Here is a 25,724-nt window from a genome sequence, read left to right on the forward strand (position 1 = left end):
GTAAGCTCTCTTAGCATAGAGTTAAATTTATATTACTCTGTCCGGAGATTATACAAAAAAGATGCTTATTTTTTTTCTAATTCAACTTATTTTGCAAAAAATTTACATTGAATGATGGCTTTTGATACGGTTATCTTCTGGATTAATTAATTCACATTACGTAAGCCCAACGTTAAACTTCCATCTTTGGCTTAAATTACAGCTTGGTAGCCGGCTTCATTCAGAATTAACACTTTTGGTGGTTCTTCCACACGACCCCCAAGGGCCAGACACAATATAATCTATCGGGATGCTTCTATTTAATACCTGGCTAATTTGCTATAATTTAATACAGTTCATTGGCAAAGAAGGTAAATATGTATAAACCAGGAGAATCTGACAGTGCAAAGATTCCATCCGATCTTTCTGGAAATAATGTGTCACTTCTGGATCTTCAAATAAAGATGGCTCAGATAGAGATAGACAAAAGAGAGGAAATACTAAAAGACTTCTGGGAAAAAATTGAGCAAGGTACTGGCACACCAATTATTGAAAAAAATCACTCCGGGAATTACATGGTAACATTTTTGTATCGTTCTAAAGACGAAGTTAAAGTGGAGCTGGATTGTAATGATTTGAATGAGCAAAAACTTGATCTTGATGGGAAAATAAAGACATTTGAAAAAATTCCAGGTACAAACATTTATATGTTCAAACTTGAAAACATACCCGATAATGTAATTATTCCCTATGGTATTACGGTTACTGGTTATGATGGTATTAAGCATGATATGCAAGACCAGCTAAATAAAAAAACATTCCATTTGCCACTTTGTAATTTAGATAATGGCGAAACATTTCTTGATAAACGAAATTCTTCAGTATTAGTGCTTCCAAACGCTAATCCGGAGCAAACATGGTATAAAGGAGAAATAAGTGATCAGCGAGGTTCACTTCAAACCCAATATATCGATGCAAAAGAGCAAGGCTTCGGTGAAAGAAAATTATGGGTATACACCCCACCAGATTTCAATCCAAAAAAAACAGAGGCATATAAATTAATGGTGATCACTGATGGTGGAACATATACAACGTTAATGAAACCTCATTTAGACCGCCAACAGAAAAAAAATCCTATGCTAAGAGATACTGTAATTGCTTTTGTTGGAAATGTAAGGGAAGGTTCAGTTAAATATCACCCCGTTAATTTAGTGGAAGGGATATCAAAAGATGATACTGACCATCGTCAATATGAGTTCTTGGATCATAGTGAAGAGTTTTATGCCGCTGTAATTGCCCCAACTATTGAACGATTAAGACAAGATCCTACTCTTCATTTAAGTAATAAAGCAGAGGATACCATTTTAACAGGATTCAGCTTAGGAGGACATTTTGCTGCGGAAGCTGGTCTCGCGCATCCAGAGAATATAGGCAACGTTATCTGTCTTTCTGGTGCATTCAATACTAGTATTAAATCACTGGGGACACAATTAAAAGAGTCTAACAGAAAACATGGCTTGAATATTTTCATGTCTATTGGCCAATTAGAAACCCTAAGACAAACACCTGATAACCAAGCCAAATATAGTGTCACAGCCGAAACTCGACTTGAGGCCAACCAGAGATTCTTTGAGGAATTGCAAAGGAACGGACATAATGTCGAATTTATATCACTACCAAGTGGACATAATGAATTATCAACAATTCATGTTATAACTGACCAGGCACTTCCATTTGTTTGTGCTAATAAGCCATACACTAAAGATGAGCATAGCGAGTTGTTGCAACCATCAGAGAAAAAATTATTAGAAGCACGTGAAAGAATGCAAAACTTTAGAGCAATGTCGCATAAGGCTCCCGATCTTACTGCAAGTCAGGATGAGATAAAAAAAGATGATAGTTCAATTACCCCGTTTACAACTACAGCAAAGCCATCAGGAATAAATTAAAATTAATTAATATGTTGAGTCTCTCCAGATATAAATCAAATTCAGTACTAAATTAAAAACAGAACTAAATATATACAAGATATAACCAACATTAATCCAAATAAAGTCAACAGACTATATTTCTTTGTTTGCTTTGCTGTATTACGGGCTTCTGCTATTGAATCAGAAATTACTTTTTTAATTGCTAATGTATATTCCTTTGTGGCTACTTGCAACAAGTTAGTCATAGCTTCTTTACTTCCAACTAATGCTGCATTGAGTACCTTTTCCGCCTTTTCCTTGGCATCATCCTTCCATTGAGAGGAAATACCCTCCATTTCCTCTCTGAAATGCGCCAACATATCCGCTTGTGCCTGTCGTGTTTCTTCAATTAATCTATTGTTCATGGTCTGCAGGATGAGAATTGGGTCATCTTTGCTTACAACCACCCCATGCTTAATGGCGATCTCTTGAATAGCTGCATCAAATTTATCAGTCATTAGATCACCTTGGCGTTGTCTAATTGGCCAAACAGTTGATCACGAACGATTTTTAATCGTTGACGAGTCATAATGCTTTTCTCTGGTGTTCCCAGTACTTCATCAAAGGTCAACTTTTGTTGCAACATCTCAGTAAGATCCCGGCCATAGGTTTCTTTTTTTAGATCAGGGATTTGAATTAAGGCTGATATTCTGTCTTTATTATCTCGGTAGGCTTTCAGTTGTTCAAACGTTTTACCTTCATGTTCTATCACTCCCCAATATGGATTGAGCCAGACGACAAACTGTGCTTCATTTGCAAACTGGTTAATCAGCTGAGCAAAGCCATTAATGGTATCGAACAAGGCCTGGCCGCCGGTGATAACAGTATGAATCACCATTTCATGACCTAATTCCTTTAACAAAGCTGGAACTTGATTGCTGATGAGGTAATGAGATAGCGGTACAAAAGAACTGGCACCGTTGTCAATGACTACATCATTAGTCGTTGAGGCAATTTTTTCGATGAGAGTATCGAATAGCCTAGGGTTGATTTCATCGCCGCTCATGACTTGAATATGGTCGACATTTAAAGCTTTAAAGCCATGAAAGGTTGAATTGATGGGGTCGGTGTCAATGCACAGAGGGGGTTGGCCTTTGTGGTGTTTGTATTGTGCCGTTGTTGCTGAAATAAATGATTTGCCGACACCGCCTTTGCCTTGCAGTGTTATATGAATTTTTGCCATTACAAGAGTTCCTCCAGGTTGGGTTTTGGATTAAAAGTAAAACCGCGAATTTCGTTTTTTGCTTTACTTTTAGCCTGTTCATCTTCCTTGGTGTTCTCCTGAATAGACGGCTTTTTTTCTGCAGCAATCAAACGTGCTACATAGCCACAAAATGTTTTATATGAAAATGAGATTTTGCCTTCTTCAACTAAGGTTTCCCAGACAAGCTTTATGGACCAGCCATCAGTTAGCGCTGAAGCTATATCTTTTTTTAGCGCAAGAAAAGCGGCTTTGTTGACAGATTTATCAGAGACTTTTCTTTCCATCTGCTTTGCTGCGATTCGTTCGCTGAGGGAGCTTCCCATGTCATACCGTCAATTATTGTTGTTCTCTCTGATGGTATGAAATATTGCGTTTCTGTGCAATAGATTATGTTATTTTCTTTCCTGTTGGCGTAATTAAACTTCTTCTTAAACAGACATATATGCAATTTATCGTAATAATTGGTAATTATACGTAATTATAGGGATTTTCAAAAAAAAACCTTGAAATTACATAAAATTACCTGATAGTATCCCATTTAATGAACTTAAAACGCAGGGCAAGATAGGTGAAGTTAGCTAACCAGCAAGCTGGCTACCAAACCTCACGAGTCTTATTCGCACCTTCGGTGCTCAACGAAAAAACTGTGTTTTGAGATCAAATTGATACTCAAAGGATTGCATAACCACTTAGTTAAGAGGTCGGCATCCTTATGGACGAGAAACTTAAAACCCCTACCAGAAAAAATAGTCGTCATCTTCGCGTACCTGTTTTGCCTTCCGAAGAAATTCAAATTAAGTCGAATGCGGCCACTGCTGGCCTTTCAATTGCTGAATACTTAAGACGGATTAGCCTCGGTTATCAAATTCAAAGTAGTGTTGATAAGGATTACATACTACAGCTGGCCAAAATCAATGGAGACTTAGGACGGCTTGGCGGACTGTTAAAATTATGGCTGACTCAAGATAAACGTGTTGCGCACTTTGATCTCCAAACAATAAAAACATTGTTAAGTCGTATTCAAACCACACAGGATGCAATGTTTGAAGTGGTGAAAAAACTATGATTATTTGCCATATACCTATGAAGAAAACAAGACTTAGCAGTTTTTCAGGGCTTATCCAATACCTGTGTAATAAACAAAACAAAGAAGAGCGTGTGGGCAAAGTCAGACTAACAAATTGCAATAGTCTCGATCCCATTTGGGCTGTTCAGGAGGTTTTGGCAACACAAGCCAAGAATCAGAGAGCGATGGGTGATAAAACCTACCATATGCTCATTTCTTTCGCTCCAGGAGAAAACCCTTCACCTCAAGCTTTACAAGAAATTGAAGACAAAGTGGCATCGTCGATTGGATTTAAAGAACACCAAAGAATCTCTGTTGTTCATCATGACACAGACAATTTTCATATTCATGTTGCGATTAATAAAATTCATCCCCAAACCTTTAATATGATTGAACCCTACAGAGCATATAAAACTTTTGCCGAGATTGCATCCAAGCTCGAAATTGAATTAGGTCTTCAAATAACCAATCATCAAACCCGTAAAAGCCGTTCGGAAAACCTTGCTGACGATATGGAGCACCATTCGGGAATTGAGAGCTTGATTAACTGGATGAAGCGCAATTGTAAAGAGCAAATCGAAGCGTCTCAAAATTGGAGCGACTTACATAAGGTTTTAGCGAAACACCATATGAGAATACAAATCAGGGATAATGGCTTTATTTTTTGTGATGAGGATGGCCTTAAAGTCAAAGCGAGTTCTGTATCCAGAAATTTTTCAAAACAGCGTCTTGAATCAAAGCTTGGTGAATTTGAACCATTGCTTTCAATAACAAATCTATCATCATCCAATGTTTATCGGTATGAACCACTAAACAAAACGTTTATCAGTAGTGAACTCTATGTCCAGTACCAGCATGAAAAAGCACAAAGCCAAAATGTACGTTCAGCAAAACTAAAATACTTGTGCGAAGCTAAAGCCAAATTGATTGATAAGGCCAAAAAACGAGGACGAATAAAACGAACCGCTTTAAAGTTAATGAACCTTTCACAGATGAGCAAAAAGTTTCTTTATCAGCAAATTAGCAAAACTCTCCTGCACGACATTGAGAACATCAGGAAAAATTATACGCATGCTCGACACAGTTTAATGGAAAACTATCAAAATAAGACCTGGGCTGATTGGCTGCAAAACAAAGCGCAAAGTGGTGACCAGAATGCTTTAATGGCAATGCGTTATCGCAATCGAAAAAACAACAGTAATTACACTATATCGGGCACAGACTCAGTTTTTTCTTCTTTTAATTTTGGACAAATCGACTCTGTTACTAAAGAAGGTACTGAGATTTATAAAAAGGATAACGCTGTTATCAGAGACAATGGAAAAGAAATTATCATTTCTAAAGGTGGTTCTATCCCTGTGCTTAAAAGAGCCTTGGAAATGGCAAGGCAGCGCTATGGTGATTGTATTTGTGTAAACGGCTCTCCACTATTTAAAAAGATTATCTTGCAAATTGTTATTCAATATCAAATGCCAATCACTTTTGCTGATTTGGATTTGGAAAATCAACGTCAAAAACTAAATTTAGAACAGGAAAAATCTCATGAACAATCAAGATCAAGCAGACAAAACCATCGAAGAAGAGCTCCTGGAAGCCATGAGACTATTGGAACAGCCAATGAAAATAGAAAAATCCGAGACACAAAGTCCAACGCTTTCAGCATTAGACAAGGCTCGCCAGCCAAAGATCACAACAGCTTGCGAAACTTGTCCAAATGCGATCTGGTTCAGCTCACCGGAGGAGGTCAAGTGCTATTGCAGGATAATGCACATGATCAGCTGGAGCAGCAAAGACTCCAACCTGATAACCATGTGCGATGGAAAGTTTTTGGAATAAATGAGAAAAGTAAAAGCCGTAGAAAGTAAATGGTGTATTGTAATAAAAGGTAAAGCTTTAAACCTAATCTGACGGATTGAAGCTTTACCAATCATGTTGAGCCTAGGAAATATGAATTACATTACTGTTCCTTGATAATCGCAGACGATTATAGCGTTTGGCAATTTTTTCAATCTTTGGTTTGATCTGACGTTTAACACCATCAAAACCTAACTTGCTATGATTTGCCAAGTCATTAAAATCACTGAATTGCTTAGGGTTTGATGACTGCTCACCTGGTGCAAAAATTGGTAGAACAATAAAGCCATTAACAGCATCCGCAGCCTCGCTTGCCTTTTCTTTACCGGGGTTGATACCTTTCGATAACTCTAGATGCTTATCATCATCAGCTGCCAGGACAACTGGAGTACGTGGATATTTTTCATGCAATGCTTTAGCTACTGCTTTAAGATTCCCTGAATCAAAGGCTGAAACGACGGCAGGCAGCTCGCATGCTTCTTTTATCGTTGCTGCGGTTGCATAACCTTCAGCAATGACAATAACTGGTACATCAGAAAGTTTGTCCATGCCACCCAGAACATGAAAGCAGCCCTCCTTTTTTGAGTCTTTAGCAAACCGCTTAGTTCCATCTTCGGCAATGTACTGCACAGTCCAAAGGGTCCATTCACAATCCATTGCCGGAATACAGGTGAGTTTTTTTTCTTCATCAGTATACACCCCAGAATGAACCTGAATACCTTTAGATTGCATATAAGGCGTGGGTTCCACAACTTCTGCCATCATGGATATTTTTTGCTTGAGCCTTAATGCAGTACTTTTTTGTTTGGCTTCAAGCTCACGTTGACGAGTTTGTTGATGCTCAAGTGCTTCCGCTTTTAGCGTTGCTTTCTGTTCATCAGTTAAAATGTAACCCTTAGATTTCCAGTTAAGCTCAGTGCCAGTTCGGTTGTTTTTAATGTATCCTGCTGGTATACCATCTAAATGGGCTACATAAAATCCTGCCTTTTCACCGTTTTTATCACCCTCCGTGGGGATACGATGCGGTTTGCCATCCATAATTGGATGCTCGCCTGAAACAATAGCACCAAGGCTTACCAATGCGGCTTTAAATTCATCTGCAGGAATGAGCGCTTTATCCTGAGATTGTGCTTGATATTCAGGAAGCCAGGCTTTGATCTTCTCAACAGGAACACCAGGGTTTGCATACCAACATTTTTGGACTTTATCCCAGGCAATTCCTGGTGTTCCATCAGGAAGTTTTCCTATTGTGGATTTGGCAAGTTCTTTTTGTTTGAAGGGGATGCTTAACCAGACCTTTTCCGAGGTGGTGTTTTCAGATGCCATAAGAGCTTTCTCTTTTAGTTTATCATCCTTGATTTCAATAAGTTCTGCCAGTTGAATGTTTTGGGTTTGCTCCAAAGCACACAGGTGATTCACTATTTTCTCTGCATCTGCAGATGCCCTGAAGATTTCTAAAGGTTCATCTTCCAAAACCCGAATCCATGATTTGATATAAGCAGTGTGTTGAGATGGGTCATGACCGATACCCAGTTCGGCACCTAAAAGCATGCTTGCAATTTCTGCTCTCAATTCTTCTTTGGCATAGGCATCTGAACCAAACGGATGGCCTAAATCTCTATCGAGTCTTGAAGTATGGCCGCTCCAATGTCCCAGTTCATGTAGGGCAGTGGCGTAATAGTTTGCTGCGGATTTAAATTGCTCTTTCGGTGGAAGATGGATGCTATCCGTCGATAGCCTGTAAAAAGCTCTGTCGGCTTCGGAATGAATAATTTTAGCACCTGAGTTATGTAGCAGTTTTTCTGCTCTTTCTATTAAGGACCAGTCTGGCTCTTTTGTAACAAGGTCTGGCATATTATCAATTTGCGAGGCATGAAATACCGTTGCATAAAACACTTTCGGTCGTTCAAGATTCACCTGCACTTTTAATGGATTACCCTGTTCATCAAGCACAGGTTTACCGGTATCATCATGTTTGATTTGTTCTTCATGAAATTTCCAATATTGGATTGTGGTGCCTTTTTCTTCCTTGCGAACTTGTGCGTCCATACTTTGTGCTTGTTTGTAGGTTAACCAACGATTGTCATCACTTTGATTCACCATCAAATACAAAGCATTGATTCCTCGATAACGCTTCCCGGTTACTGGATTGTATGGAATTTGACCAGTGCCTGTGCCTGGCTCCCATGGTTTTAACCAGGGCGCGGTTCCTGTTTTCAGGCTTTCAATAATTTGATTGGCAACGACTTGATGGTAAGGCATCTTAGTCATACATGGCCTCCATCGCATCCTCTTCATTGAGTGCATCTTCTACAAATGCTCCCATGATATCCGCTTCTACCGGACTGACTTCAAGAAGAAATCCAGGGATTTCTAAATCCTCGAATTGTTCTGCAATCACATCCATTAACTCAGTTTCATGATTCATGTGGTGTTCTCCCGTTTATTAATTACCCATATGGGTGTAAGCATTCCCTTGATTTGCCTTGTGTGAACAAGGCCATAATATCGACTATCAAATGACCATTCGCTTTGGCTGGTCATTGTCATGACTTCATCATTTTGAAGTGAGTAATTCGTTATCTGTAATTGAGGTAATGCGCGGTTCATGCCATCTTGTAATTTTGGTTTTGAATAGGGGATTAGCATGTGATTCACAAAAACCCCTTCATTGGTCACCGAGAGGATATCACCAGATACAGCCACCACTTTTTTCATTAAATAACCATATCCGCCACAATTAAGGCCCTGGTCTATATAGCCTCTATTGCGTGCTAACCTAAATGCTTCCCTGTCATCAGGACAAAAAATCACATAGGCATTTTTGATAGGGGCTGCACTGGTGATGCGATATAAGCCTATAGGAATGGATTCAGTCCGGTTTATCCTAAATCCTATGGCATGGAGCAGTACGCCTGCAGCAATAAGGCTGATTAGTACAATAGCGATGAGGATGGACAGTTTTTTCATAACTTGATCCGCTCCTCGTCACTTAAACGGGTACGTAAAATATCTGAGTGCAATGGTGCCTCCACAGAGGCTCTTGCCATGAAGACCGGATCTTTAAAATATAGCGGCTGTTTTCCATAAATCGCAGGAAATCCTGCCGCATAAACCACCATATCCCCAGCTTCTACAATCAAGCCATTGGCATCCTTTTTAGGTCCTGGCATACGCAGGCATTCATCTACAGTTAAAAGGGGTCTTGATATTTCCTGAACCGTTTTTGATATTTGATTCAAGAACGTCGAAAAGCGTTTACCGCTGGTGGTGATGTGTTCTTTAACAATGGTCGTCTGGCCGGTCAGCTTGGAAAGATGCTCTGCTGTTTCAACCCGGTTGGGAGGATAAGCATTTTGAATATGGCAATTAGAGGTGATGGTTTCATCAGGACCATAACCTCGTTCACGGCTTTTAAGCTGATTGATGTCCTGACAAATTAAGTAAAACTTTAAACCATAACCTGCAACAAAGGCTAATGACTCTTGCAGAATATCGAGTTTTCCAAGGCTTGGAAATTCATCAATCATGCAAAGCAATCGATGTTTATACGTTTTTTTCGTTCTGACATAGGATAAGCCTTTATCATCTGATACACGCTCAAACTCCATTTTGTCAGCCAATAGCCTCACTATCATATTAATCATGACCCGAACCAGAGGTTGAAGTCTTGCCTTATCATTGGGTTGAGTCACGATATAGAGGCTCACAGGACTTTCATGGTTCATCAAATCGCGAATGCAAAAATCAGAAGCCGAGACATTATGTGCTACCACTGGATCGCGGTATAACGCCAGATAAGATTTTAAGGTGGATAACACAGAACCAGCCTCTTCTTCGGGGCGGTCTATCATGTCACGGGCGGAGGCAGAAATAACAGGGTGGGTTTTGCCCTCGATATGGGGGTATTGGGTCATTTCAATGAGTAGGTCGGCAATATTAATATTGGGATCAACCAGCATACGGTCAATGTTGGGAAATGTAGCCGGTTCCCCCTGGGTGTTCAATTTATAAATGGCATGCAGAATAAAACCAACCAAAAGGGCTTGCGATGTTTTCTGCCAGTGCGTTTCTAACCCTTTGCCATCAGGATCAACTACAAGCGTTGCCAAATTTTGTACGTCACCCACCTCTGATTCCGTACCCACTCTGATTTCATCAAGGGGATTCCAACGGGCTGAGCCATTTAATGTTGCCGGTTCAAAGCGAATCACTTTATTGTTGGCGTGCTTTTGTCTCCAGCCGGAAGTACATGCCCAAAGTTCACCTTTTAAATCGGTAATGACACAGGAGTGTTTCCACGATAAAAGGGTAGGGATTACAAGGCCAACACCTTTGCCTGAGCGCGTTGGCGCATAGGTTAAAACATGCTCCGGTCCATTATGGCGCAAATAATGAATTTCTCCCTGCGTATCTTCAATCGCCCCAACATACACACCTTCCTCCTGGTCAAGCAAACCAGCATTGTTCAAATCATTTTTATTCGCCCATCTGGCTGAGCCGTGAAGGTATTCGCTGATGTTTTCTTTTTTAAAATGGCGACTCGCGAACAACAGCATCATCAAAAAAAGGCAGCTACTCATCACCACCATGCCCAAGGCGGCATTAAAATATTCGGGATGGTAATGATGATAATTCATGTTCCACCAGAACAGATTCCAGGGTAGATAAACATGCGCCAATGAAAAGCCTAAACTATTGTGATAATGAAACTTATAAGCCACATATTGTGTGCCAATTTCCAGACTGATTAAAAAACCCAGAATAATCATTCCAATGATTCGTATGGTTTTCTTTTTATCCTGTTTTTGCCTTACCTGTGGGCCAATAGATTTATTAGGCTTATTCAGATTCATAGGCTGTCTCCGGAAGCTTTGCGATTGACAAAATGGCTGACTTCATCGTCATTTTCTCCAGAACTAAAACTTCCTTCTGGGACACCTATAGAGGTAATATTTTGAAATGCACAATCCTTGTGTTCCGATAGTGATAAATCGTTTTGTGATTCCACCCGTTGATGAATTGCATCGGCAATTTTCCCACCGGTAGTTTCGGCCACAGTTGCCGCGATCGCCTCCTTTACAGCACTTGCCTTTTCAAGAGCCACATCAAATGCCCCTGATGCCAAATGCGACCCGAACGAGCCGGCGAATTTGGAAGCCTGTCCCATAGCTTGGGTCAAACTGCCAGTTTTAGAAGGTGTGTTCCCATCTGAAACAGAACCTAAATCACCAATCCCCATACTTTGTGATGCTGCTTTGAATGCCGCATGAAGCGCTGATAATCCTCCTGCACTTTGAGCACTGACAGCTCCGGCGCTGCTTGCCAAAGCGGCACCGGCAATGCTGGCAGCACCTAAAGCGCCACCCAGTCCAATACCACCGCTGCCTCCGCCGCCACCACCAGATACAATATTGGCAAGAACAGGAGGGATTTTATTAATCAATATCAGCAAAAGAATGGCGACAACGAGCATCACAAACATTTCCTTTAACAGAATGTCTTTTGCCATAGCGGCATAATATTGGTCGACAAAAGACTTACCGATACCAATAATCAAAATCATGGCAAATGCCTGTAATGCAATACCAAGCACCGTTTTGTAGTATTGAATCGCGATATCGCAAGTCCAGCGTCCGCCACCAAAGCCTAATAAAATGATGCCGCCGTAGGTTAAAATCCAGGCAGTAATCAGAATAATCAGCATGTTAATACTGACCAGTGCCAAAACGACCAGAATCACCCCAGCAACGATTAATCCCACCGTGGTTGCTGCAGGGGACCAGAGGGAGGAGTTATCAATTGCTTTTGAGACAATATCAAAACCTACGTCAATAATGTCAGAGGGGGAAATGTGCGTATCAATTCCGGAAGCTTGAGCCGCGAGTTGTCGCATGGAATCGATGATTGCACTGGCAATGGCAGGTCCATTATCCAAAATCCAATAGAAAAAACCGACAACCACTAAAAATCGAACCGTTTCAGCCATAAATTCCTGAATATCAGCTCTTCGTAATGACATAAGCCCATAGGTCCATACCATGCTGATTAATGCCAGAGACCAGAAGAGGTATCGAGCATAACTTAATAGGGTTTGGCTCCATGTAGAGGCTGTGCTGGAAAAACGATACAGAATATTATCCAGCAAATCCCTGCTGTCCATGCTGCCTTGTGCATAGGCGGACACGGAAAACCCAATTAAAAGGAATACGATTAAATAAGTGATTGTCTTTTTTTTCATAGGATTACCACTTTATACCTGAACTTTTGGAATAACTTCCGCCTTTAAAACAAGCATCCGCTATGGCCTGCAGCTCATCGGCTGTCCTGCCTTCTTTGGAGCTGTCGCAGGTTAACGATGCGAGATGCTCTGCCTTTTTTCTTGCTTTCGTTTCAGCGCTGTCACAGCCTGTAAGCAGAAATGCTAAAAGTGCTATGGATAATCCTAATCGTTTCATTGTTGTCTTCCTCTTGTTATAAATGAGTTACCATTTTTTACCTGAACTTTTATGGTAGCTGCCCGATCTAAAACGCTCATCAGCAGCGTTTTGTATGGCTTCTTTATTCGCGGCTGCTGCATCTTTTGTGGTTTGTGCGCTTTGTTGTGCTAATAAAAGTCCTCTTATTTGAAGCAGTTGATGGGATTGTTGACTTGCCAGTTGCGAGGCAGCCTGGAGCGCTTGTTTTTGTCCTTGGGCAGTTTGAGCCTGAGATTGCAAGGTGCGCAGTTTCACAGAGTCTTCCTTTAAGCTTTGCTGCTGTTTATCAATTCCTTTGAGCATGGCATCGTTAGCACGTTTTTGAGCCACTGAAGCGGATAATTTACTTTGCCTTATTTTCTGGATTTCTTCGGGACTACACTGGTTACTGCCATTAAAGCAGGGGGTTTTTTGATAATATTCCTGACTTTGATACCTATCCAGGTAATTCTGAAGGCTACCTGCTTCCTGTTTGTAATAATCAATCGTATCGGTCGATTCAAGCAGATTATCTATTACCCCATTGGCATTGTCCCACTGAAACGATGTGAGTGATTTGGTGTTATCCAGCATGTTTTGATATTGCTGAATCTGGTTGTTGTATTGATCAACCTGAGTTTTATACTCTTTAATCTGATTCAGTAGCATTTTTCCATTTTGTACGTAATTGGGTAAATCAAACACGGGCATATTGGAGAAGGCATTAAATGTCCATAAATAAACAAACAGGATTCTAAGTTTCATCACAGTTCCTCTTTTTTGTTATCTGAACTGCCGGTAGGGCTTTCTAAAAGTTAAATCTTTTACGACAATGATGTTGAATCGATAACCCGGACGAATGTTTAGAGTCGGTGCTACATTAAGATTTTTTGCCACCAGTTGTGACGTTACTTCGCCCAGCTGTTGACCTAATGCCTGGCTTAATACACTGCCCGCTGTAGGGGGGCTAAATCCATACTGATTGGACTGATTACTATTTTGACTGTAACTGATTCCCCCAACGATACCGGACATCAAGAGGGCTGAACCATAAATTCGTAAGTAATGATTGTTAGCTTTATCACGAAAGCCTGCGAAACCTGCACTATCAGCTCCTGGCATGGAACCAATATCCAAAGCTTTTCCATCTGGAAAAATAAGACGTTGCCAAGCTACCAGTACCGAATTCTGACCAAAGCTTACCTCACTGGAATAAAGGCCAAAAATCTTTGTACCTTGTGGGATTAAAAGATACTTACCGGTCGCTGTATCATAAACGTTCTGGGAGACTTGACCGATGATTTGCCCGGGCAGTTCAGAAGAAATACCACTGATCATCACTCCGGGAATGACGCTTCCAGTTCTTAACTCATATCGACTGTTGGGATTTTCAAGTCGTGAATTTAAATGCCAGCGCATTTCATTTTCCTCACCACCCAGAATTTGCGGCATAGGTCTGGCATTTTGTCGCCCCTCAAACAGTTGAAGTTGCTCTTTTAAGGAGCTGTCGCCAGCGACATCGAATGGTGCAACAGAATTTGCTCTGTGTGTATTGATACTTTCCTTGCTATTCAGGCGAGGATTATCAACCATAATTGATGTTTTTGCTTTGACTGCCTCTTCAAATGCCTGGGCTTTTTCTTGACGAATTCGCTCCAGCTCTGTGTCCGATGCATTTTGACTATCCATCTCTTGTTTTTGAGGGAAGTTTTGATTCACAGGTAACTCAACTACTGGCTCATGATTGATGATGAGTGTCTCATTAGACGCAGGCATCACACCGTTTTTGTGATTTCCAACGACTTCATTGGCCAAACTCATGTTATTTTTCTTCTGTCCCGTGACTTTTATAACCTCTGGGGCTTGGTTTTGTACATTGGCTCTCTTATGGGCAACAAAGACAATGAGCACAACAAAAACGGTCAATACACCAACTGCGATTATTAAGGGTAAGTTATTTACACGCTTTACTCCCGCTGTTTTAAGCTTTTGTGGTGAGTGGTCCTTTGATAATAAATCATAATTTGGGTTCATCAGTATTACTCCTTGTGTGACCAGAGGCTAGCAGGAGCGATTTTTTCTTTAGTTTTGACATAGATTCTGCTGAATGTTTGCGAGCCAACATAAAGACTGACTCGATAGATATATCCAGGCTTAATTTCATCAACTACATAGAAAAAATTTGCTTTTTGTTTTGGTTGGACATTTTCAATTACCCCATAACCTTTGTTTCGCATTTCATGAATCAAATTAATGCCAAAGCCATCACTGACTTTTTGACTGATATAAAATGTATTTTGAGCCGGTGGATAAACCTGAGTGAGCTGTGATGCAGCATCTTTAGCCAAATAAATATCTTTGCTCTGAGAGGCAACTGTAAAATTTCCATATTGCATGCTTGCGCAGTTCGACAAAAAAATTACCAAAAATAAAACACATAAATTCTTCATCTCTAGCACCTCGTAATGGTAATTTTTTCTTGAGAAGAGCCACTTCCGATAATCAGTATTGCCTTGTCGAAGACACTATCAACAATATATCGGCAGCCTTGCAGGCGATAATTGACCATCACTGATTCTGGTTTTTTAAACAAACCACCATTTCTTATGACCAGCAGGGCAGGGGCTTCGCGTTCAGACATGCTTCCCGGCATTTCAATAATGGTTTTTACGCCATTGTTATAAACCCGAACCGGTTTAAACCGGGAGTTGCCCTGTATCCTGTAATTGAAATTCAGATCGCCTAGATATTCATTGGTTTCAGTAAATGTATTGGCTTTTCGGCGTTCTGCTTGCATGTGCTGAATCAATCGCCATTTAGCTTTTGCATCCTCTGGATAAGTAAAGGAGACATAGGGCATAAAATCGTTTTGATCGGACTTCAGCCTGAAATGATAGGTCCTTCTGTCTGTAGTAACGACTAAAGAAGTATCCAGTCCAACATCTTTGGGTTTAATTAACAGATGGATTTGTTGATCCATGCCTGAACCGGTAATGGAAGGCTCAACGAGAAAACGCGGGTCGCCGACATTCATATCGTTAAGTTGTTCCCCTGGCTGTAACGCAATGTCGCAAACCTGTAATGGCGCACATACCACTCTGGTTTGGCCCGAACCATAAACAAAACTGACCGAACCATCTGAGGAATGGAACGGTTTGCTGGTTTTATCCCCTTTCTGCCATTCTTCAGCAATGCTTAAAGCCTGCTTTTCCTGATTCGTGAGTGCTGGAATGGTTTTGGAAAAATAGAAATTAGCAAGTTCTGTGTTGTCCACAGCAAAGCTTGTCAAAGGGAGCATCAATCCAAAGGAAAGAATTATTTTTTTCATGCATTTTCTCCATGCTGAAGATCATAAGACCAGTTGAAATCGCGGACATAAATCAGATGAGGGTTTTTTAAAATCGATTCATTGGATACATCATTAAGTTCATTGTCCTGATACATTGTTACAATAGCTTTCATCCGGGCGGGCTTTTCTTTGAGGGTTCCGTCACGGTTTCTTACGGTCTCGACCCAATCAACCTGCCAGGTATCAGAAGACTCTTGCAGGACTGAGCGAATCTCAATACTGACGAGTTCATGAGCTGCACGGTCAAAAGGATTGGAGTGTTGTTTGTCACTGTAAAATTCTTGAACTTTGGTCAATGCCGCATCGTTTTGGTTCAAATAGGAATAAACCTGAAATACAGCCTTTTTTTGCAGCGCGACATCGACACTGACCATCCGGATGTTTTCAATGAAATGGGCTGCAGCCGCTCGGTAATCATCGATGACTGCCTCACCAACACGGTCTGCACGAGTGACTGACAACGTATTGCCGCTGGCATCCTGCTGAAATACCAGGGGGATAAATTTGGACTGACTTCCAATCGTTATGAGTCCGCCAAGAGCAGCCAACGTGATTAAAAGACTACCTAGACTTACCAATTGCCATATCTGTAATGATTTCATAAGACCTGCTGTATGAAAATTCCAGGCTCTTTTGGCATTGAGATAAGGATTATCTGTTAAGTTGTTTTTTTTATTTTTAAGCCTTAACTTTTGTTTTATTTGGTTCATGCTGCTTCTCCAAATTGATTCATCGTAATTCCTTTTTCTAAAAGCCAATATGAAACCCACTCAGCGCCATGTTGCGCCTCAAGCTGTTTCATTCGCTCGATGGAGTCAGGATCTGTGGCACCCACAAAGGCCAACGCCATTGGACCTAAAGCCAATTGATAAAGGCGCTGTCCTTTGCTACTTACGTAGTAGTAATCACGCTTGGGTTGAGCTGAGGCAATGATGTCAATCTGGCGTGGGTTTAACCCCATGCGTTCATAGATCAGGCGTGTTTCAGGATCTCGTGCATACAGATTAGGTAAAAAGATTTTTGTGGCGGTTGATTCAACAATGATGTCTAAAATTCCAGAATTTGCGGCATGCGATAAATGCTGTGTTGCCATAAACACCACGCAGTTTTTCTTAGCCATGGAATCAAGCCATTCAGCAATTTTGTTTTTAAACACCGGATGTGCCAACATCAGCCATGCTTCATCCAGTAAAATCAGGGTTGGCCTGCCATCCAGTGATGTTTCAATGCGTCGAAACAGATACAGCAATACGGGCAAAGCAAATTTCTCACCCAGCCCCATAAGATGCTCAATTTCAAAAGTCATAAATGAGGACAGTCCTAGACCATCGGTTTCGGCATCCAATAAATGCCCCATCAATCCATCGATCGTGTACTGCTTCAGCGTTTCACGAATGGGTTCATCTTGAATGGTCATAACCAATTCAGATACTGTTCTAGAACCACTCTGATGCATGCTCATAATGGCATGACCAATTTCATTGCGTTGGGCAGGAGTGGTATGTAACCCATTTAAGGCAAGAATCGTATCAATCCACTCCATTGCCCAAGCTCTATCTGCTTTGGTCGATAAAAACTGTAAGGGTGCAAATGAGAGGTGCGAGTTTTTATCCGCAATAATGTAATGCTCGCCGCCACTGGCCTTACACGTGGGATACATGGACATCCCTTTATCAAATGAATAAATCCGTGCATCTTTGTAGCGGCGCCAGGATAATGCGATTAAACCAAGATGAGTTGATTTACCTGAGCGTGTAGGGCCAAACATAATACCGTGGCCTAAGTCTCTTACATGAAGATTTAGGCGAAAGGGTGTGTTGCCGGTGGTGACGCAATGCATTAATGGAGGAGATAATGGTGGAAACAGTGGGCAAGGGGATTTGTTTTCGCCGGTCCAAATGCTAGAGGTCGGTATCAAATCAGCCAAATTCATGGTGTTGATTAAAGGCCGTCTTATATTTTCAACACCATGTCCTGGAAGACTGCCCATAAAGGCATCCATGGTATTAATGGTTTCTGTTCTTGCAGTAAATCCCAAGACATTGATGTTCTTTTCAATCAAAAGAGCCGCTTTTTCGACTAAATCACGGTTTTCATCCATCAAAATGACAACGGAGGTGTAATAACCTTGACCCACCATACCTGAATTGGTTTCAGCAATAGCTGATTGTGCGTCATTCACCATATTGAGCGCGTCTTCATCAATCACACCTGAATGGGTGTTAAAAACCTGGTCGAAAAATCCCCTGACTTTTTGTTTCCACTTTTTACGGTATTTGGTGAAATGCGCCACCGCTTCATGAGGATCCATAAAAATAAATCGAGAACTCCAACGATATTCAACTGGCAATTGAGTTAGGGCTGTTAGAATTCCAGGGTAGGACTCCATTGGAAAACCTTCAATCGCCACACATTGAATAAATTTCCGGCCAATTTTGGGCGTAATGCCCAGTATTAATTCCTGACCACCGATTAACGCATCAAGGTAAATTGGATTTTTCGGCAGATTGACCGGATGGTTAAATCCGGTGACACAATAGTGCACGTATCTTAAAAAGTTATCCTGAGTCACTATATTGTTGTGTTCATCAACATGTTTTTCAGCATTTAGTCGCTCAAGTCGAAGTGCTGAGCTCAGTCGCGATTCAAAGTTTCTGCAGGCTTGTTTGAATTCCTCTATCATTTGATGCGTCTTTGTCTTTTGGCTGAGATTCAATCCTTCGTCATCAAACATCAATTCCACAAAACGCTTTTGGGCAATCACTGGCGGATACCAGGTCAACGTAATCACAAAATACCCTTCATATAGGGTTTCCATGCTTTCAAAAAGTCTTCTTCTTTCCTCATCAACTGCAAAGGAAATCGGATCTGGAAAATGAGAATAAGCGCGCTCACTATAACCTGGAGCAGCTCGTCTTATAGCATCTACATGAACCATCCAACCATTGCCCATGGAGGACATTGCCTGATTGATTCGAAACGAGACCATCTCACGAGCTTCATCCGTGGTATTGGCATTATCTTCGCCCAGGTATTGCCATGCCGCCATAAATGAGCCGTTTTTACCGATAATCACGCCATCATCGACCACTGATGCATAATTGAGTAAATCAGCAGTGCCTCCTGAATTATGGCGATGCTTTTTTAAATGGTATTTACGGCTTTTCAGGCGAATTTCCCAAAAGAGGCAGCTCAAAAGTAAAAGCCCTATGGTACTGATTAAAAAGGTGATTAATACAATCATTGATACCCCCTTTTATTTATTTTGAAAGGAGTTGAACGGGCGGAATAATAGGCTTGGTAGCGTCTCTGCCTTAAATAGATAGCCCTCATATAAGGGTCGGATTTGGCCATTAATCGAAGCCCTTTCAGGGATAGAAACCATATGACACAACCTGCAAAGGCTGCCAGCCAGTCTTGAGCTGCAAAGATTAGGATTGCTGACAAAAGCCCTGAGAACATGACCAGCTCACGGTCTCCGCCCATAAACAAACTTGGGCGGTTTCCGCATCGACGTATGGGGATGGTACGAAGACTCATGGCTGAGTCTCCGTTGCTTTGACCCCAACAGATGGTTTAGAAATTTCCGCGCCTTTGCCAGTAATTGCCGTCATGGTATTTTGAGCTGCTACCAAAAATGAGAGCACCAACACAAAAAAGACAAGAGACCGCATAAACCCATTTAATTCACCGCCAAAAATAAGCGTCGCACCTGCTGCAACCAATCCAATAATGGCAGCACTAAAGGCAAAAGGACCTGTAATGGATTTTTGAATTTTAGTCAGCCATGAGTCGAAGGGAAGTCCTCCGCCTGCAGAGGATGCAGCAGCTGGATGGGTGATTAACAACAAAAGTAAAACGATTAATCCCATTATCCAGTAGTTCTTTTGATTAAACAGAGTTGTTTGATTCATTCATTTTCTCCTAAATAAGTTTTTCGATGTTGTAATGACCGTTTTCATAACCATGGACATTAATAATTTCTTGAATTTGCCGTCCCTGAGGGGTTCTTGAGATGTGTACGACACAATGGACAGCCTCGCCTATTAAAGGTTCGATTTCAGAAGGTGCGGCCTGATTTCTGGTGATGAGTGATTTCAACCGATGAAGTCCTGCAAGACAGTTATTAGCATGCAATGTGGCTGTTCCTCCCTCATGTCCCGTGTTCCAGGCATCCAGCAAGTCAAGTGCTTCACTACCGCGAACTTCACCAACAATGATTCGATCGGGCCGCATCCTAAGAGTGGTTTTCAAAAGCTGGGTCATACTGACATCAATCGTGGTATGGTATTGAACACAATTTTTAGCTGCACATTGGATTTCTCCTGTATCTTCGATGATAAAAATACGTTCTTCAGGTGCATGAATCACCATTTCATTGATAATGGCGTTCACTAATGTGGTTTTACCAGAACCTGTACCACCAATAACTAAAATGTTTCGGTGTGAAGAGACGGCTTTTTCAATCAGCTCACACTGAGCTTCTGTCATAATCCCCGATTGAACATAGTCATTCAGCGTAAAAACCGATAAAGCTTTTTTGCGGATGGCAAAGGTTGGACTTGAAACAACCGGCGGTAGTTGTCCTGCAAAACGTGAACCATCCAGAGGTAGCTCTCCTTCAAGTAAAGGCTTCATGCGAGTTACTTCTTTTCCATGAAAACCGGCAACAGTTTTGATGATGGATTCGGCACGTGCTGCATTTATATTCCCAATACAACGCATGGTTTCACCAAGCCGTTCCTGCCAAAGTCGGCCATCTGCATTAAGCATGATCTCTACTGTTTTCGGATCGCGAAGCGCTCCTTCAATCAAATCTCCTAAATCACGCTTTAGCTTTTCACGAGCACGGTCTTTAACCGTTAGTCCTTGTTCAACCAGCTCTATCATTGAGTTAATCCTCTTATTATTGTTTATGGTTCTGAGCAGGACTCATCTCGCTTTTGAATTTATTGATTAGGCGATCAACCACGTTTTCTTGATGAGACACACGATCGCTATGCCATTCAGTTTTTTGACGTTCGCGGTTAATTCTGCGTTGAATTTCTTCCCGATGAATGGGAATGGACTTGGGAGCATGAAAACCCAGACAAACTTCTCCAGGCTTGTATTCAAGTACCGTGCAGTAAATTTCTTCACCGATAATCACGGATTCCCCGACCTTTCTAATTAAAAATAACATGGTGCTTCTCCTCTTTTTATCTAAGTAAGTAGGCTTTGCATTGCCTGATATTCTCTTCAACCACAGCTTGGCTTGCTGGTTGATGTGCTTCACCTGCGACATAAAAAGTATTCCGTCGTTTGATGTCACGACAAAAACCAATCATCTGCGGTAGACTCGGCGGCATGTCACAATGATCCCGACACGCTAGAATGGCCTGATTCAAAATTTCATCGGTAAATTGTCCCAACCCTTCCGACCACTCTTTTTTAGCAAACTCCAAAAATCCATCGCTCTTAAACTGACTGCGCCACAAATGCCCGTAAAAAACAGCAAAGCGGGTAAACAAGTTCTCAATCCGCTTGTCGGTACCATTGCAAGCTGACGACATTGGTTTGCTGATATTCATCCTCTCCGGTGCTTGCTGAGTCTTCTGTGTCTTCGTTCCAGAAGGGATCATGGGCTGTTCCAGTACTTGCGCGATGCTTCTCATTCCTTTTCTCCTGCTTTAATTCAATTTTGACTTCATCTTCCCAACACTTCTGCGACAGCCAGTTAGCTGGAAACTTCCAGGCTGGAACCCATTCACCATGAGCTTCTTTTGCTTTACGGGCTTTGATTTGGCTATCGAGTGCTTGCAACATGCTTTGCAGTAAATGCTCATCAGGATTGATTTGTTGAAAAATTTCAAAAGTACGCTCACGTGACTTTTTCTCGGGGTACATATTCCAGAAATGGTCGAATTGGCGTAATAAATAAATATAATTATTTTCTTTTATAAGAGGTATGACGGCTTTTGGAGGTTCTACTGTGACTGGTTTTTCTGAATAACCTTCGTAAAACCCTTTATTTTCAAGGTATTGGTCAGAACAAAATGTGACGGCTTTCTGTGACGGGTTTGTGACTACTTTATTTTGGGTAAAATAACCCAAAGTTGCTAAATTGCATTTTAAAATCAGCTGTAATTCCTCTGATTGCAAACTGATCAAACCAACGCGCTCTAAAGCAGACAAAGCACGTCGAACTTGGGCACGAGAATATTTTTCGCTTTTTACACCTTGGTGCGGCTGAATATAAATTTGTTCAGCAATCGACTGGAAGCTAATTCGCCGTTTAACGCCAACAAGTCCTGTTTTAACGTCCATATACGGTCGTATCCCTCTTAAATAAGCGAGTTGTTGTGCATGAGGCAAACCATAAATTGCCTCAAGTTCCTCGCTGTTAACCATAAAATCCATGATTGATACACATTCCTGGTTGTACATCTCGTTATTGTTTTTGTTCTGTGTTATCTTTATTTGACAGATAATGATTTCTTAATTGCACTTAATGTGCAATTACGCATGACAATATTGCACACTAAGTGAATTGTCAATGGATTTATTAGTTATTTTGAGAAAAGGTATAACTCAATGATGAACATCAAAGAAAAAATTGGTGAGCGAATTTTTCAAGAGCGACAAGCTAAAGGACTGACCAGAAAAGCGCTAGCAGAGCTTACAGACGATTTAAAACCTTCCCGTATAAATAACTGGGAAAGGGGAATAAGAACCCCAGGACCTGAGGAAATTAAACAATTAGCAGAGGCGTTAGATGTAGCTCCTGGATATTTGATGTGTTTGACTGATGACAAACAAATAAAGACAGAATTTCCATGGCTAGGTGCACTAATTCCCATGTTGAATGCACAACAAGCCAGTGATCCTACGACGTGTATTCAAGCCCTAAAAGAAGAGCGCGAGAGTGATTCAGTTTCTTTTATTCCGCTCAGTCCGGAATTATCAAAACAACTTAGTAATAATGCTTTTGCATTTTGCGTACAAGATGACAGCATGTTACCAGAACTTAAAATCGGAGATATTTTAATTATTGATCCTGATAAAAATGTTCAACCTGGGGGATTGGTTATTGCTCGCGATAGCCATGAGGTGGTTGTGCGCCGATACAAACAATTATCAGCTGATAAACCGACTAAAGAGTATGAGTTAATAGCACTCAATGATAACTGGGCAAATATTCGAGTGCAACACGACGACCACCATCAAATTGTTGGAGTGGTTTTGGTATTAATTAGAAGTAAATTATAGTGAACGTAATCTTAGCTAACTTAATAGAAACCATTTGTTCTGTGCACTGCCAAAAAGGTCTGATGTGAAATTGAAGCTAATTCATGCTGTGTTCAAAATTTCCAAGCTAGTAAGTCCCTCTGCTGAACTAAAAGAGAACACAGGGACTGAATGGTTGGTAATTGCGCACTTTAACACCCATAGTTTGGGGATTATCTGGATCGCGGTGCTGTATAATTGCATATTTACTCTTTTAATTTCTCGAAATAAAATCAAATGCTGTTTTGAATCTCTAAAGTCTTTCGCAACGCGTGTCCCAGGTGAAGGATGGAGTGGTTTTTCCGGAATGAAGGTCTAGATGAAATACATTCTATTGTTTTTTTAGCTAATTTTTTTCAGTCTTATTATTTGCTTGCAGTCACTAACATTTAGCAGTAAGAAATATTATCGCCTCTTACAAAGAAAAGACTTGTATTTAGTCAATATATTTATTTTAAGTGAAACGCAAAATGAGCGCGAATAAAAGTAAAACATTTTTTATTCGCGCTCATTATTTTACCAAGGTTTCATATTGAAAGGAGATGGGTTAAAGATTACTTGTTCCTCTTCCTCATTTTCTGTCTTTTTAGGTTCTATATCCTTATTATGCTCAATTTCTTCTTGTTTAGAGGTAGAAGGTTTAGGTTCCATCGAAAGTGGATTTGGAGCAAAACTTTGTTTTTTTGTGACTTCATCCTTTTCTTGTGCTTTCGGACCTGGTATGGGCACTAAATTATTTGCTAGCCGTTGGATAAATGCATCATATAAAGCTAATGTGGGCATCTTAATGCTAAGAGAAAGAATATTTCCTTTATCATCTTTAGTGAGGTTAATACACTCATCCGAAAGGTTATGTTCTTTTTTGAAGTCATTGAATTCTTTTGCAACAGCGTTCATGTATTTATTTACTTCAGGTTGCACTTTCGCTAGTTGCTCTTTTGTTAGGAGCTCTGGCTTGAATTGAATCGTAAGAGTCATTGATTCGCGATCATTCTCAACCAGCAATATTTCTTTGGCAATCAACTCTTCAATTATTTCTGGGTCAAAACTAGACTCTAAGTCAAGTTCTTCATTATCCCCCATTGAAGCAAACTCGCCTATCAATTCATCAGTCTCAACTACTTTGTTTGGTTTAGTTAGAGATTTATCTTCAATTTGGCTGGCTTTATCCTCAGATGTTTTATCAGAGGAGGCACTATCACCTCCACCACCACCGCCGCCATGTCCAGAACAAAGACGTTTAGGAGCGACTTCTTTAAAACAAGTCTTACAACGTACTTTTGCTGCTTCAGCCGCAGCCTCTTTTTTCTCTGCCTCTTTAATTTTTTCTTTTTCTTTGTTTAATAGTTGTAACGTTATTGAAGCTGAAGAGGTTGTTGGTTTGCCTGCTTTGGTTGATTCAGAGACGGGTTGATGTTTTTCTTTCTCTTTGTCTTTTTTCATAAAGGATACCAATTCAAATTTATAAATAATGAAAATATTATACATATATTAAATTATATGCAAAATTTAGTCAAATGGCATTATATTTTAATTGCTTTGGTTTTATTTAAACCAAATTGGTACAAATGTTCTAAACTTAACTGTAAGAGAAAAAAATTGCAAGGCATGGGGTGAAATTAATTAACTCGGTGGAGGGTTGATGGGTATTTACGAGCTCATTAAGAGTGATTAGGTTTAGCTAAGAAAATAGTTGAGGTTTATATGGCTGATACATGTACAGGCGGAACGGTAGCATGTTGGATATCAAGTCAGGTCAATGTATTAAATAATGTTGCAAATAACTTGCTTCCTGTAGAGCGCTTGATTACCGGAGGAGCTTATCTTATCGGTTGCGCTTTTTTATTTAAGGGCATCTATTCTTTAAAGCAATATGGTGAACAACGAACAATGTATTCGAGTAATACCAACATTAAAGAGCCAATAACCTATTTGTTCATCGGTACAATGCTGATTTATTTCCCAACGACTTTTGCAACATTCATGCAATCTTCTTTTGGTTATCAAAATGTTCTTCAATACGCACCGGTAAACAGCGGTAATTCGACTTTGGATACCTTATTTGGTAGTGGAAGTGTCGTTGGAAGGCCATTGACTATTATTATTCAAGTCATCGGCTTAATTGCTTTTGTAAGAGGGTGGGTATTGATTGCGCGCGCTGCAGGTTCGGGTAGCCAACCAGGAGCAACTGGAAAGGGCTTAATTCATGTGTTTGGTGGAATTCTAGCGGTCAATATTGTAGGTACTATTGAGATGATTAATAATACACTGTATGGGGGATAATGTACTCAGTTTTGTACAGATTATACCTTCCTTTTTTGTGGGTCAAATTTAATTTTTTGTAGCTCTATCTAGCGCTGTTAATGTAGCAATAAGGAATTAACGTGTTTGCGAGAGCGAAAGACAATAACTTGTTGATAGGTAAAGTACCGGTTTAATGACTATCTTAAGCAATGAGCAAGAAAGTCATGGGATCAAATCATGAAAAAGCAATTTGAGCTGTAAAAAAACCGTAAAAAGAATTATCAGCCGAAGTGAGTGCAAATTTTTTAGGTTAAAATCTGCGCAACACTTTTAT

General features: G+C 40.6%; 27 protein-coding genes. 5 read left to right on the forward strand and 22 right to left on the reverse strand.

The features are described from left to right. Positions 1-356 precede the first annotated feature (356 nt). Positions 357-1,928: an alpha/beta hydrolase-fold protein gene (locus tag ACF8MK_RS05930; RefSeq protein ID WP_392538564.1), complete on the forward strand. Its 1,572-nt coding sequence runs from the start codon at positions 357-359 to the stop codon at positions 1,926-1,928. A gap of 47 nt (positions 1,929-1,975) precedes the next feature. Here ACF8MK_RS05930 and ACF8MK_RS05935 read toward each other — a convergent pair whose 3' ends face one another. From ACF8MK_RS05935 to ACF8MK_RS05945, 3 genes are read right to left on the reverse strand one after another with little or no spacing between them, the layout of a single operon-like run. Next, positions 1,976-2,407, reverse strand: a complete 432-nt coding sequence (locus ACF8MK_RS05935; protein WP_101898916.1) for a conjugal transfer protein TraM — start codon at positions 2,405-2,407, stop codon at positions 1,976-1,978. Continuing rightward, positions 2,407-3,132, reverse strand: coding sequence for an ArsA-related P-loop ATPase (locus ACF8MK_RS05940; protein WP_101898915.1), 726 nt, complete (start codon positions 3,130-3,132; stop codon positions 2,407-2,409). Before ACF8MK_RS05940 ends, ACF8MK_RS05935 begins: the two co-directional genes overlap by 1 nt. Then, positions 3,132-3,476, reverse strand: coding sequence for a TraK family protein (locus tag ACF8MK_RS05945; protein WP_101898914.1), 345 nt, complete (start codon positions 3,474-3,476; stop codon positions 3,132-3,134). Before ACF8MK_RS05945 ends, ACF8MK_RS05940 begins: the two co-directional genes overlap by 1 nt. A gap of 389 nt (positions 3,477-3,865) precedes the next feature. Here ACF8MK_RS05945 and traJ point away from each other — a divergent pair, with 389 nt between their 5' ends. Further along, the gene (gene traJ / locus ACF8MK_RS05950) at positions 3,866-4,219 is read left to right on the forward strand and encodes a conjugal transfer transcriptional regulator TraJ (protein WP_101898913.1); all 354 of its coding nucleotides are present in this window, start codon (positions 3,866-3,868) and stop codon (positions 4,217-4,219) included. Then, positions 4,216-6,084, forward strand: a complete 1,869-nt coding sequence (traI, locus tag ACF8MK_RS05955; RefSeq protein ID WP_392538565.1) for a TraI/MobA(P) family conjugative relaxase — start codon at positions 4,216-4,218, stop codon at positions 6,082-6,084. Before traJ ends, traI begins: the two co-directional genes overlap by 4 nt. Before the next feature lie 73 nt (positions 6,085-6,157). Here the strand turns inward: traI and ACF8MK_RS05960 are convergent, their stop codons facing one another. From ACF8MK_RS05960 to ACF8MK_RS06045, 18 genes are read right to left on the reverse strand one after another with little or no spacing between them, the layout of a single operon-like run. Then, positions 6,158-8,344, reverse strand: a complete 2,187-nt coding sequence (locus ACF8MK_RS05960; RefSeq protein ID WP_392538566.1) for a zincin-like metallopeptidase domain-containing protein — start codon at positions 8,342-8,344, stop codon at positions 6,158-6,160. Further along, the gene (locus ACF8MK_RS05965) at positions 8,337-8,501 is read right to left on the reverse strand and encodes a hypothetical protein (protein WP_165397106.1); all 165 of its coding nucleotides are present in this window, start codon (positions 8,499-8,501) and stop codon (positions 8,337-8,339) included. The genes ACF8MK_RS05960 and ACF8MK_RS05965 overlap by 8 nt, the downstream gene beginning before the upstream one ends. Then, positions 8,498-9,043: a conjugative transfer signal peptidase TraF gene (gene traF, locus ACF8MK_RS05970; RefSeq protein WP_392538567.1), complete on the reverse strand. Its 546-nt coding sequence runs from the start codon at positions 9,041-9,043 to the stop codon at positions 8,498-8,500. The genes ACF8MK_RS05965 and traF overlap by 4 nt, the downstream gene beginning before the upstream one ends. Further along, positions 9,040-10,929 carry a type IV secretory system conjugative DNA transfer family protein gene (locus tag ACF8MK_RS05975; RefSeq protein WP_101898909.1) on the reverse strand — a complete coding sequence of 630 codons (1,890 nt, stop codon included), beginning with the start codon at positions 10,927-10,929 and terminating at the stop codon, positions 9,040-9,042. The genes traF and ACF8MK_RS05975 overlap by 4 nt, the downstream gene beginning before the upstream one ends. Next, positions 10,926-12,314: a P-type conjugative transfer protein TrbL gene (trbL, locus tag ACF8MK_RS05980; RefSeq protein ID WP_101898908.1), complete on the reverse strand. Its 1,389-nt coding sequence runs from the start codon at positions 12,312-12,314 to the stop codon at positions 10,926-10,928. The genes ACF8MK_RS05975 and trbL overlap by 4 nt, the downstream gene beginning before the upstream one ends. Positions 12,315-12,318: 4 nt before the next feature. Next, on the reverse strand, positions 12,319-12,531 hold the full coding sequence (locus ACF8MK_RS05985) for a hypothetical protein (RefSeq protein WP_101898907.1): 213 nt from the start codon (positions 12,529-12,531) through the stop codon (positions 12,319-12,321). A 27-nt stretch (positions 12,532-12,558) separates the two neighbouring features. Further along, complete coding sequence (trbJ, locus tag ACF8MK_RS05990) at positions 12,559-13,296, reverse strand: P-type conjugative transfer protein TrbJ (RefSeq protein WP_101898906.1); 738 nt, start codon at positions 13,294-13,296, stop codon at positions 12,559-12,561. 18 nt (positions 13,297-13,314) lie between these two features. Continuing rightward, complete coding sequence (locus tag ACF8MK_RS05995; RefSeq protein ID WP_392538568.1) at positions 13,315-14,565, reverse strand: TrbI/VirB10 family protein; 1,251 nt, start codon at positions 14,563-14,565, stop codon at positions 13,315-13,317. 5 nt (positions 14,566-14,570) lie between these two features. Beyond that, complete coding sequence (locus ACF8MK_RS06000; RefSeq protein ID WP_392538569.1) at positions 14,571-14,981, reverse strand: conjugal transfer protein TrbH; 411 nt, start codon at positions 14,979-14,981, stop codon at positions 14,571-14,573. A 2-nt stretch (positions 14,982-14,983) separates the two neighbouring features. Continuing rightward, on the reverse strand, positions 14,984-15,859 hold the full coding sequence (trbG, locus tag ACF8MK_RS06005; protein WP_101898903.1) for a P-type conjugative transfer protein TrbG: 876 nt from the start codon (positions 15,857-15,859) through the stop codon (positions 14,984-14,986). After that, positions 15,856-16,590, reverse strand: coding sequence for a conjugal transfer protein TrbF (locus ACF8MK_RS06010; RefSeq protein ID WP_101898902.1), 735 nt, complete (start codon positions 16,588-16,590; stop codon positions 15,856-15,858). Before ACF8MK_RS06010 ends, trbG begins: the two co-directional genes overlap by 4 nt. Then, complete coding sequence (locus ACF8MK_RS06015) at positions 16,587-19,124, reverse strand: conjugal transfer protein TrbE (protein WP_101898901.1); 2,538 nt, start codon at positions 19,122-19,124, stop codon at positions 16,587-16,589. Before ACF8MK_RS06015 ends, ACF8MK_RS06010 begins: the two co-directional genes overlap by 4 nt. After that, on the reverse strand, positions 19,121-19,420 hold the full coding sequence (locus ACF8MK_RS06020) for a conjugal transfer protein TrbD (protein WP_101898900.1): 300 nt from the start codon (positions 19,418-19,420) through the stop codon (positions 19,121-19,123). The genes ACF8MK_RS06015 and ACF8MK_RS06020 overlap by 4 nt, the downstream gene beginning before the upstream one ends. After that, positions 19,417-19,794 carry a TrbC/VirB2 family protein gene (locus ACF8MK_RS06025; RefSeq protein WP_392538570.1) on the reverse strand — a complete coding sequence of 126 codons (378 nt, stop codon included), beginning with the start codon at positions 19,792-19,794 and terminating at the stop codon, positions 19,417-19,419. The genes ACF8MK_RS06020 and ACF8MK_RS06025 overlap by 4 nt, the downstream gene beginning before the upstream one ends. Positions 19,795-19,804: 10 nt before the next feature. Beyond that, on the reverse strand, positions 19,805-20,770 hold the full coding sequence (gene trbB, locus ACF8MK_RS06030; RefSeq protein WP_101898898.1) for a P-type conjugative transfer ATPase TrbB: 966 nt from the start codon (positions 20,768-20,770) through the stop codon (positions 19,805-19,807). A gap of 16 nt (positions 20,771-20,786) precedes the next feature. Beyond that, on the reverse strand, positions 20,787-21,062 hold the full coding sequence (locus ACF8MK_RS06035) for a carbon storage regulator (RefSeq protein WP_101898897.1): 276 nt from the start codon (positions 21,060-21,062) through the stop codon (positions 20,787-20,789). Between the two features lie 16 nt (positions 21,063-21,078). Continuing rightward, positions 21,079-21,390, reverse strand: coding sequence for a Vir protein (locus tag ACF8MK_RS06040; protein ID WP_101898896.1), 312 nt, complete (start codon positions 21,388-21,390; stop codon positions 21,079-21,081). A gap of 4 nt (positions 21,391-21,394) precedes the next feature. Continuing rightward, positions 21,395-22,279 carry a hypothetical protein gene (locus ACF8MK_RS06045; RefSeq protein ID WP_392538571.1) on the reverse strand — a complete coding sequence of 295 codons (885 nt, stop codon included), beginning with the start codon at positions 22,277-22,279 and terminating at the stop codon, positions 21,395-21,397. Between the two features lie 174 nt (positions 22,280-22,453). On the opposite strand from ACF8MK_RS06045, the gene ACF8MK_RS06050 reads away from it, so the two are divergent. Then, positions 22,454-23,128, forward strand: a complete 675-nt coding sequence (locus ACF8MK_RS06050; RefSeq protein WP_101898894.1) for a LexA family transcriptional regulator — start codon at positions 22,454-22,456, stop codon at positions 23,126-23,128. A 534-nt stretch (positions 23,129-23,662) separates the two neighbouring features. Here the strand turns inward: ACF8MK_RS06050 and ACF8MK_RS06055 are convergent. After that, complete coding sequence (locus tag ACF8MK_RS06055; protein WP_392538572.1) at positions 23,663-24,589, reverse strand: hypothetical protein; 927 nt, start codon at positions 24,587-24,589, stop codon at positions 23,663-23,665. A gap of 261 nt (positions 24,590-24,850) precedes the next feature. On the opposite strand from ACF8MK_RS06055, the gene ACF8MK_RS06060 reads away from it, so the two are divergent. After that, the gene (locus ACF8MK_RS06060) at positions 24,851-25,429 is read left to right on the forward strand and encodes a type IV secretion protein IcmC (protein ID WP_101898891.1); all 579 of its coding nucleotides are present in this window, start codon (positions 24,851-24,853) and stop codon (positions 25,427-25,429) included. The last annotated feature ends 295 nt before the right edge of the window (positions 25,430-25,724 follow it).

Source organism: Legionella sp. 227, assembly GCF_043161935.1.
GTDB classification, from domain to species: domain Bacteria; phylum Pseudomonadota; class Gammaproteobacteria; order Legionellales; family Legionellaceae; genus Legionella; species Legionella sheltonii.

What these genes read in the sequence shown, in the direction of transcription:
- ACF8MK_RS05930 (WP_392538564.1), top strand. Translation starts at nt 357, where the DNA reads ATGTATAAACCAGGAGAATCTGACAGTGCAAAGATTCCATCCGATCTT.
- ACF8MK_RS05935 (WP_101898916.1), bottom strand. Translation starts at nt 2,407, where the DNA reads ATGACTGATAAATTTGATGCAGCTATTCAAGAGATCGCCATTAAGCAT.
- ACF8MK_RS05940 (WP_101898915.1), bottom strand. Translation starts at nt 3,132, where the DNA reads ATGGCAAAAATTCATATAACACTGCAAGGCAAAGGCGGTGTCGGCAAA.
- ACF8MK_RS05945 (WP_101898914.1), bottom strand. Translation starts at nt 3,476, where the DNA reads ATGGGAAGCTCCCTCAGCGAACGAATCGCAGCAAAGCAGATGGAAAGA.
- traJ (WP_101898913.1), top strand. Translation starts at nt 3,866, where the DNA reads ATGGACGAGAAACTTAAAACCCCTACCAGAAAAAATAGTCGTCATCTT.
- traI (WP_392538565.1), top strand. Translation starts at nt 4,216, where the DNA reads ATGATTATTTGCCATATACCTATGAAGAAAACAAGACTTAGCAGTTTT.
- ACF8MK_RS05960 (WP_392538566.1), bottom strand. Translation starts at nt 8,344, where the DNA reads ATGACTAAGATGCCTTACCATCAAGTCGTTGCCAATCAAATTATTGAA.
- ACF8MK_RS05965 (WP_165397106.1), bottom strand. Translation starts at nt 8,501, where the DNA reads ATGAATCATGAAACTGAGTTAATGGATGTGATTGCAGAACAATTCGAG.
- traF (WP_392538567.1), bottom strand. Translation starts at nt 9,043, where the DNA reads ATGAAAAAACTGTCCATCCTCATCGCTATTGTACTAATCAGCCTTATT.
- ACF8MK_RS05975 (WP_101898909.1), bottom strand. Translation starts at nt 10,929, where the DNA reads ATGAATCTGAATAAGCCTAATAAATCTATTGGCCCACAGGTAAGGCAA.
- trbL (WP_101898908.1), bottom strand. Translation starts at nt 12,314, where the DNA reads ATGAAAAAAAAGACAATCACTTATTTAATCGTATTCCTTTTAATTGGG.
- ACF8MK_RS05985 (WP_101898907.1), bottom strand. Translation starts at nt 12,531, where the DNA reads ATGAAACGATTAGGATTATCCATAGCACTTTTAGCATTTCTGCTTACA.
- trbJ (WP_101898906.1), bottom strand. Translation starts at nt 13,296, where the DNA reads ATGAAACTTAGAATCCTGTTTGTTTATTTATGGACATTTAATGCCTTC.
- ACF8MK_RS05995 (WP_392538568.1), bottom strand. Translation starts at nt 14,565, where the DNA reads ATGAACCCAAATTATGATTTATTATCAAAGGACCACTCACCACAAAAG.
- ACF8MK_RS06000 (WP_392538569.1), bottom strand. Translation starts at nt 14,981, where the DNA reads ATGAAGAATTTATGTGTTTTATTTTTGGTAATTTTTTTGTCGAACTGC.
- trbG (WP_101898903.1), bottom strand. Translation starts at nt 15,859, where the DNA reads ATGAAAAAAATAATTCTTTCCTTTGGATTGATGCTCCCTTTGACAAGC.
- ACF8MK_RS06010 (WP_101898902.1), bottom strand. Translation starts at nt 16,590, where the DNA reads ATGAACCAAATAAAACAAAAGTTAAGGCTTAAAAATAAAAAAAACAAC.
- ACF8MK_RS06015 (WP_101898901.1), bottom strand. Translation starts at nt 19,124, where the DNA reads ATGATTGTATTAATCACCTTTTTAATCAGTACCATAGGGCTTTTACTT.
- ACF8MK_RS06020 (WP_101898900.1), bottom strand. Translation starts at nt 19,420, where the DNA reads ATGAGTCTTCGTACCATCCCCATACGTCGATGCGGAAACCGCCCAAGT.
- ACF8MK_RS06025 (WP_392538570.1), bottom strand. Translation starts at nt 19,794, where the DNA reads ATGAATCAAACAACTCTGTTTAATCAAAAGAACTACTGGATAATGGGA.
- trbB (WP_101898898.1), bottom strand. Translation starts at nt 20,770, where the DNA reads ATGATAGAGCTGGTTGAACAAGGACTAACGGTTAAAGACCGTGCTCGT.
- ACF8MK_RS06035 (WP_101898897.1), bottom strand. Translation starts at nt 21,062, where the DNA reads ATGTTATTTTTAATTAGAAAGGTCGGGGAATCCGTGATTATCGGTGAA.
- ACF8MK_RS06045 (WP_392538571.1), bottom strand. Translation starts at nt 22,279, where the DNA reads ATGGATTTTATGGTTAACAGCGAGGAACTTGAGGCAATTTATGGTTTG.
- ACF8MK_RS06050 (WP_101898894.1), top strand. Translation starts at nt 22,454, where the DNA reads ATGATGAACATCAAAGAAAAAATTGGTGAGCGAATTTTTCAAGAGCGA.
- ACF8MK_RS06055 (WP_392538572.1), bottom strand. Translation starts at nt 24,589, where the DNA reads ATGAAAAAAGACAAAGAGAAAGAAAAACATCAACCCGTCTCTGAATCA.
- ACF8MK_RS06060 (WP_101898891.1), top strand. Translation starts at nt 24,851, where the DNA reads ATGGCTGATACATGTACAGGCGGAACGGTAGCATGTTGGATATCAAGT.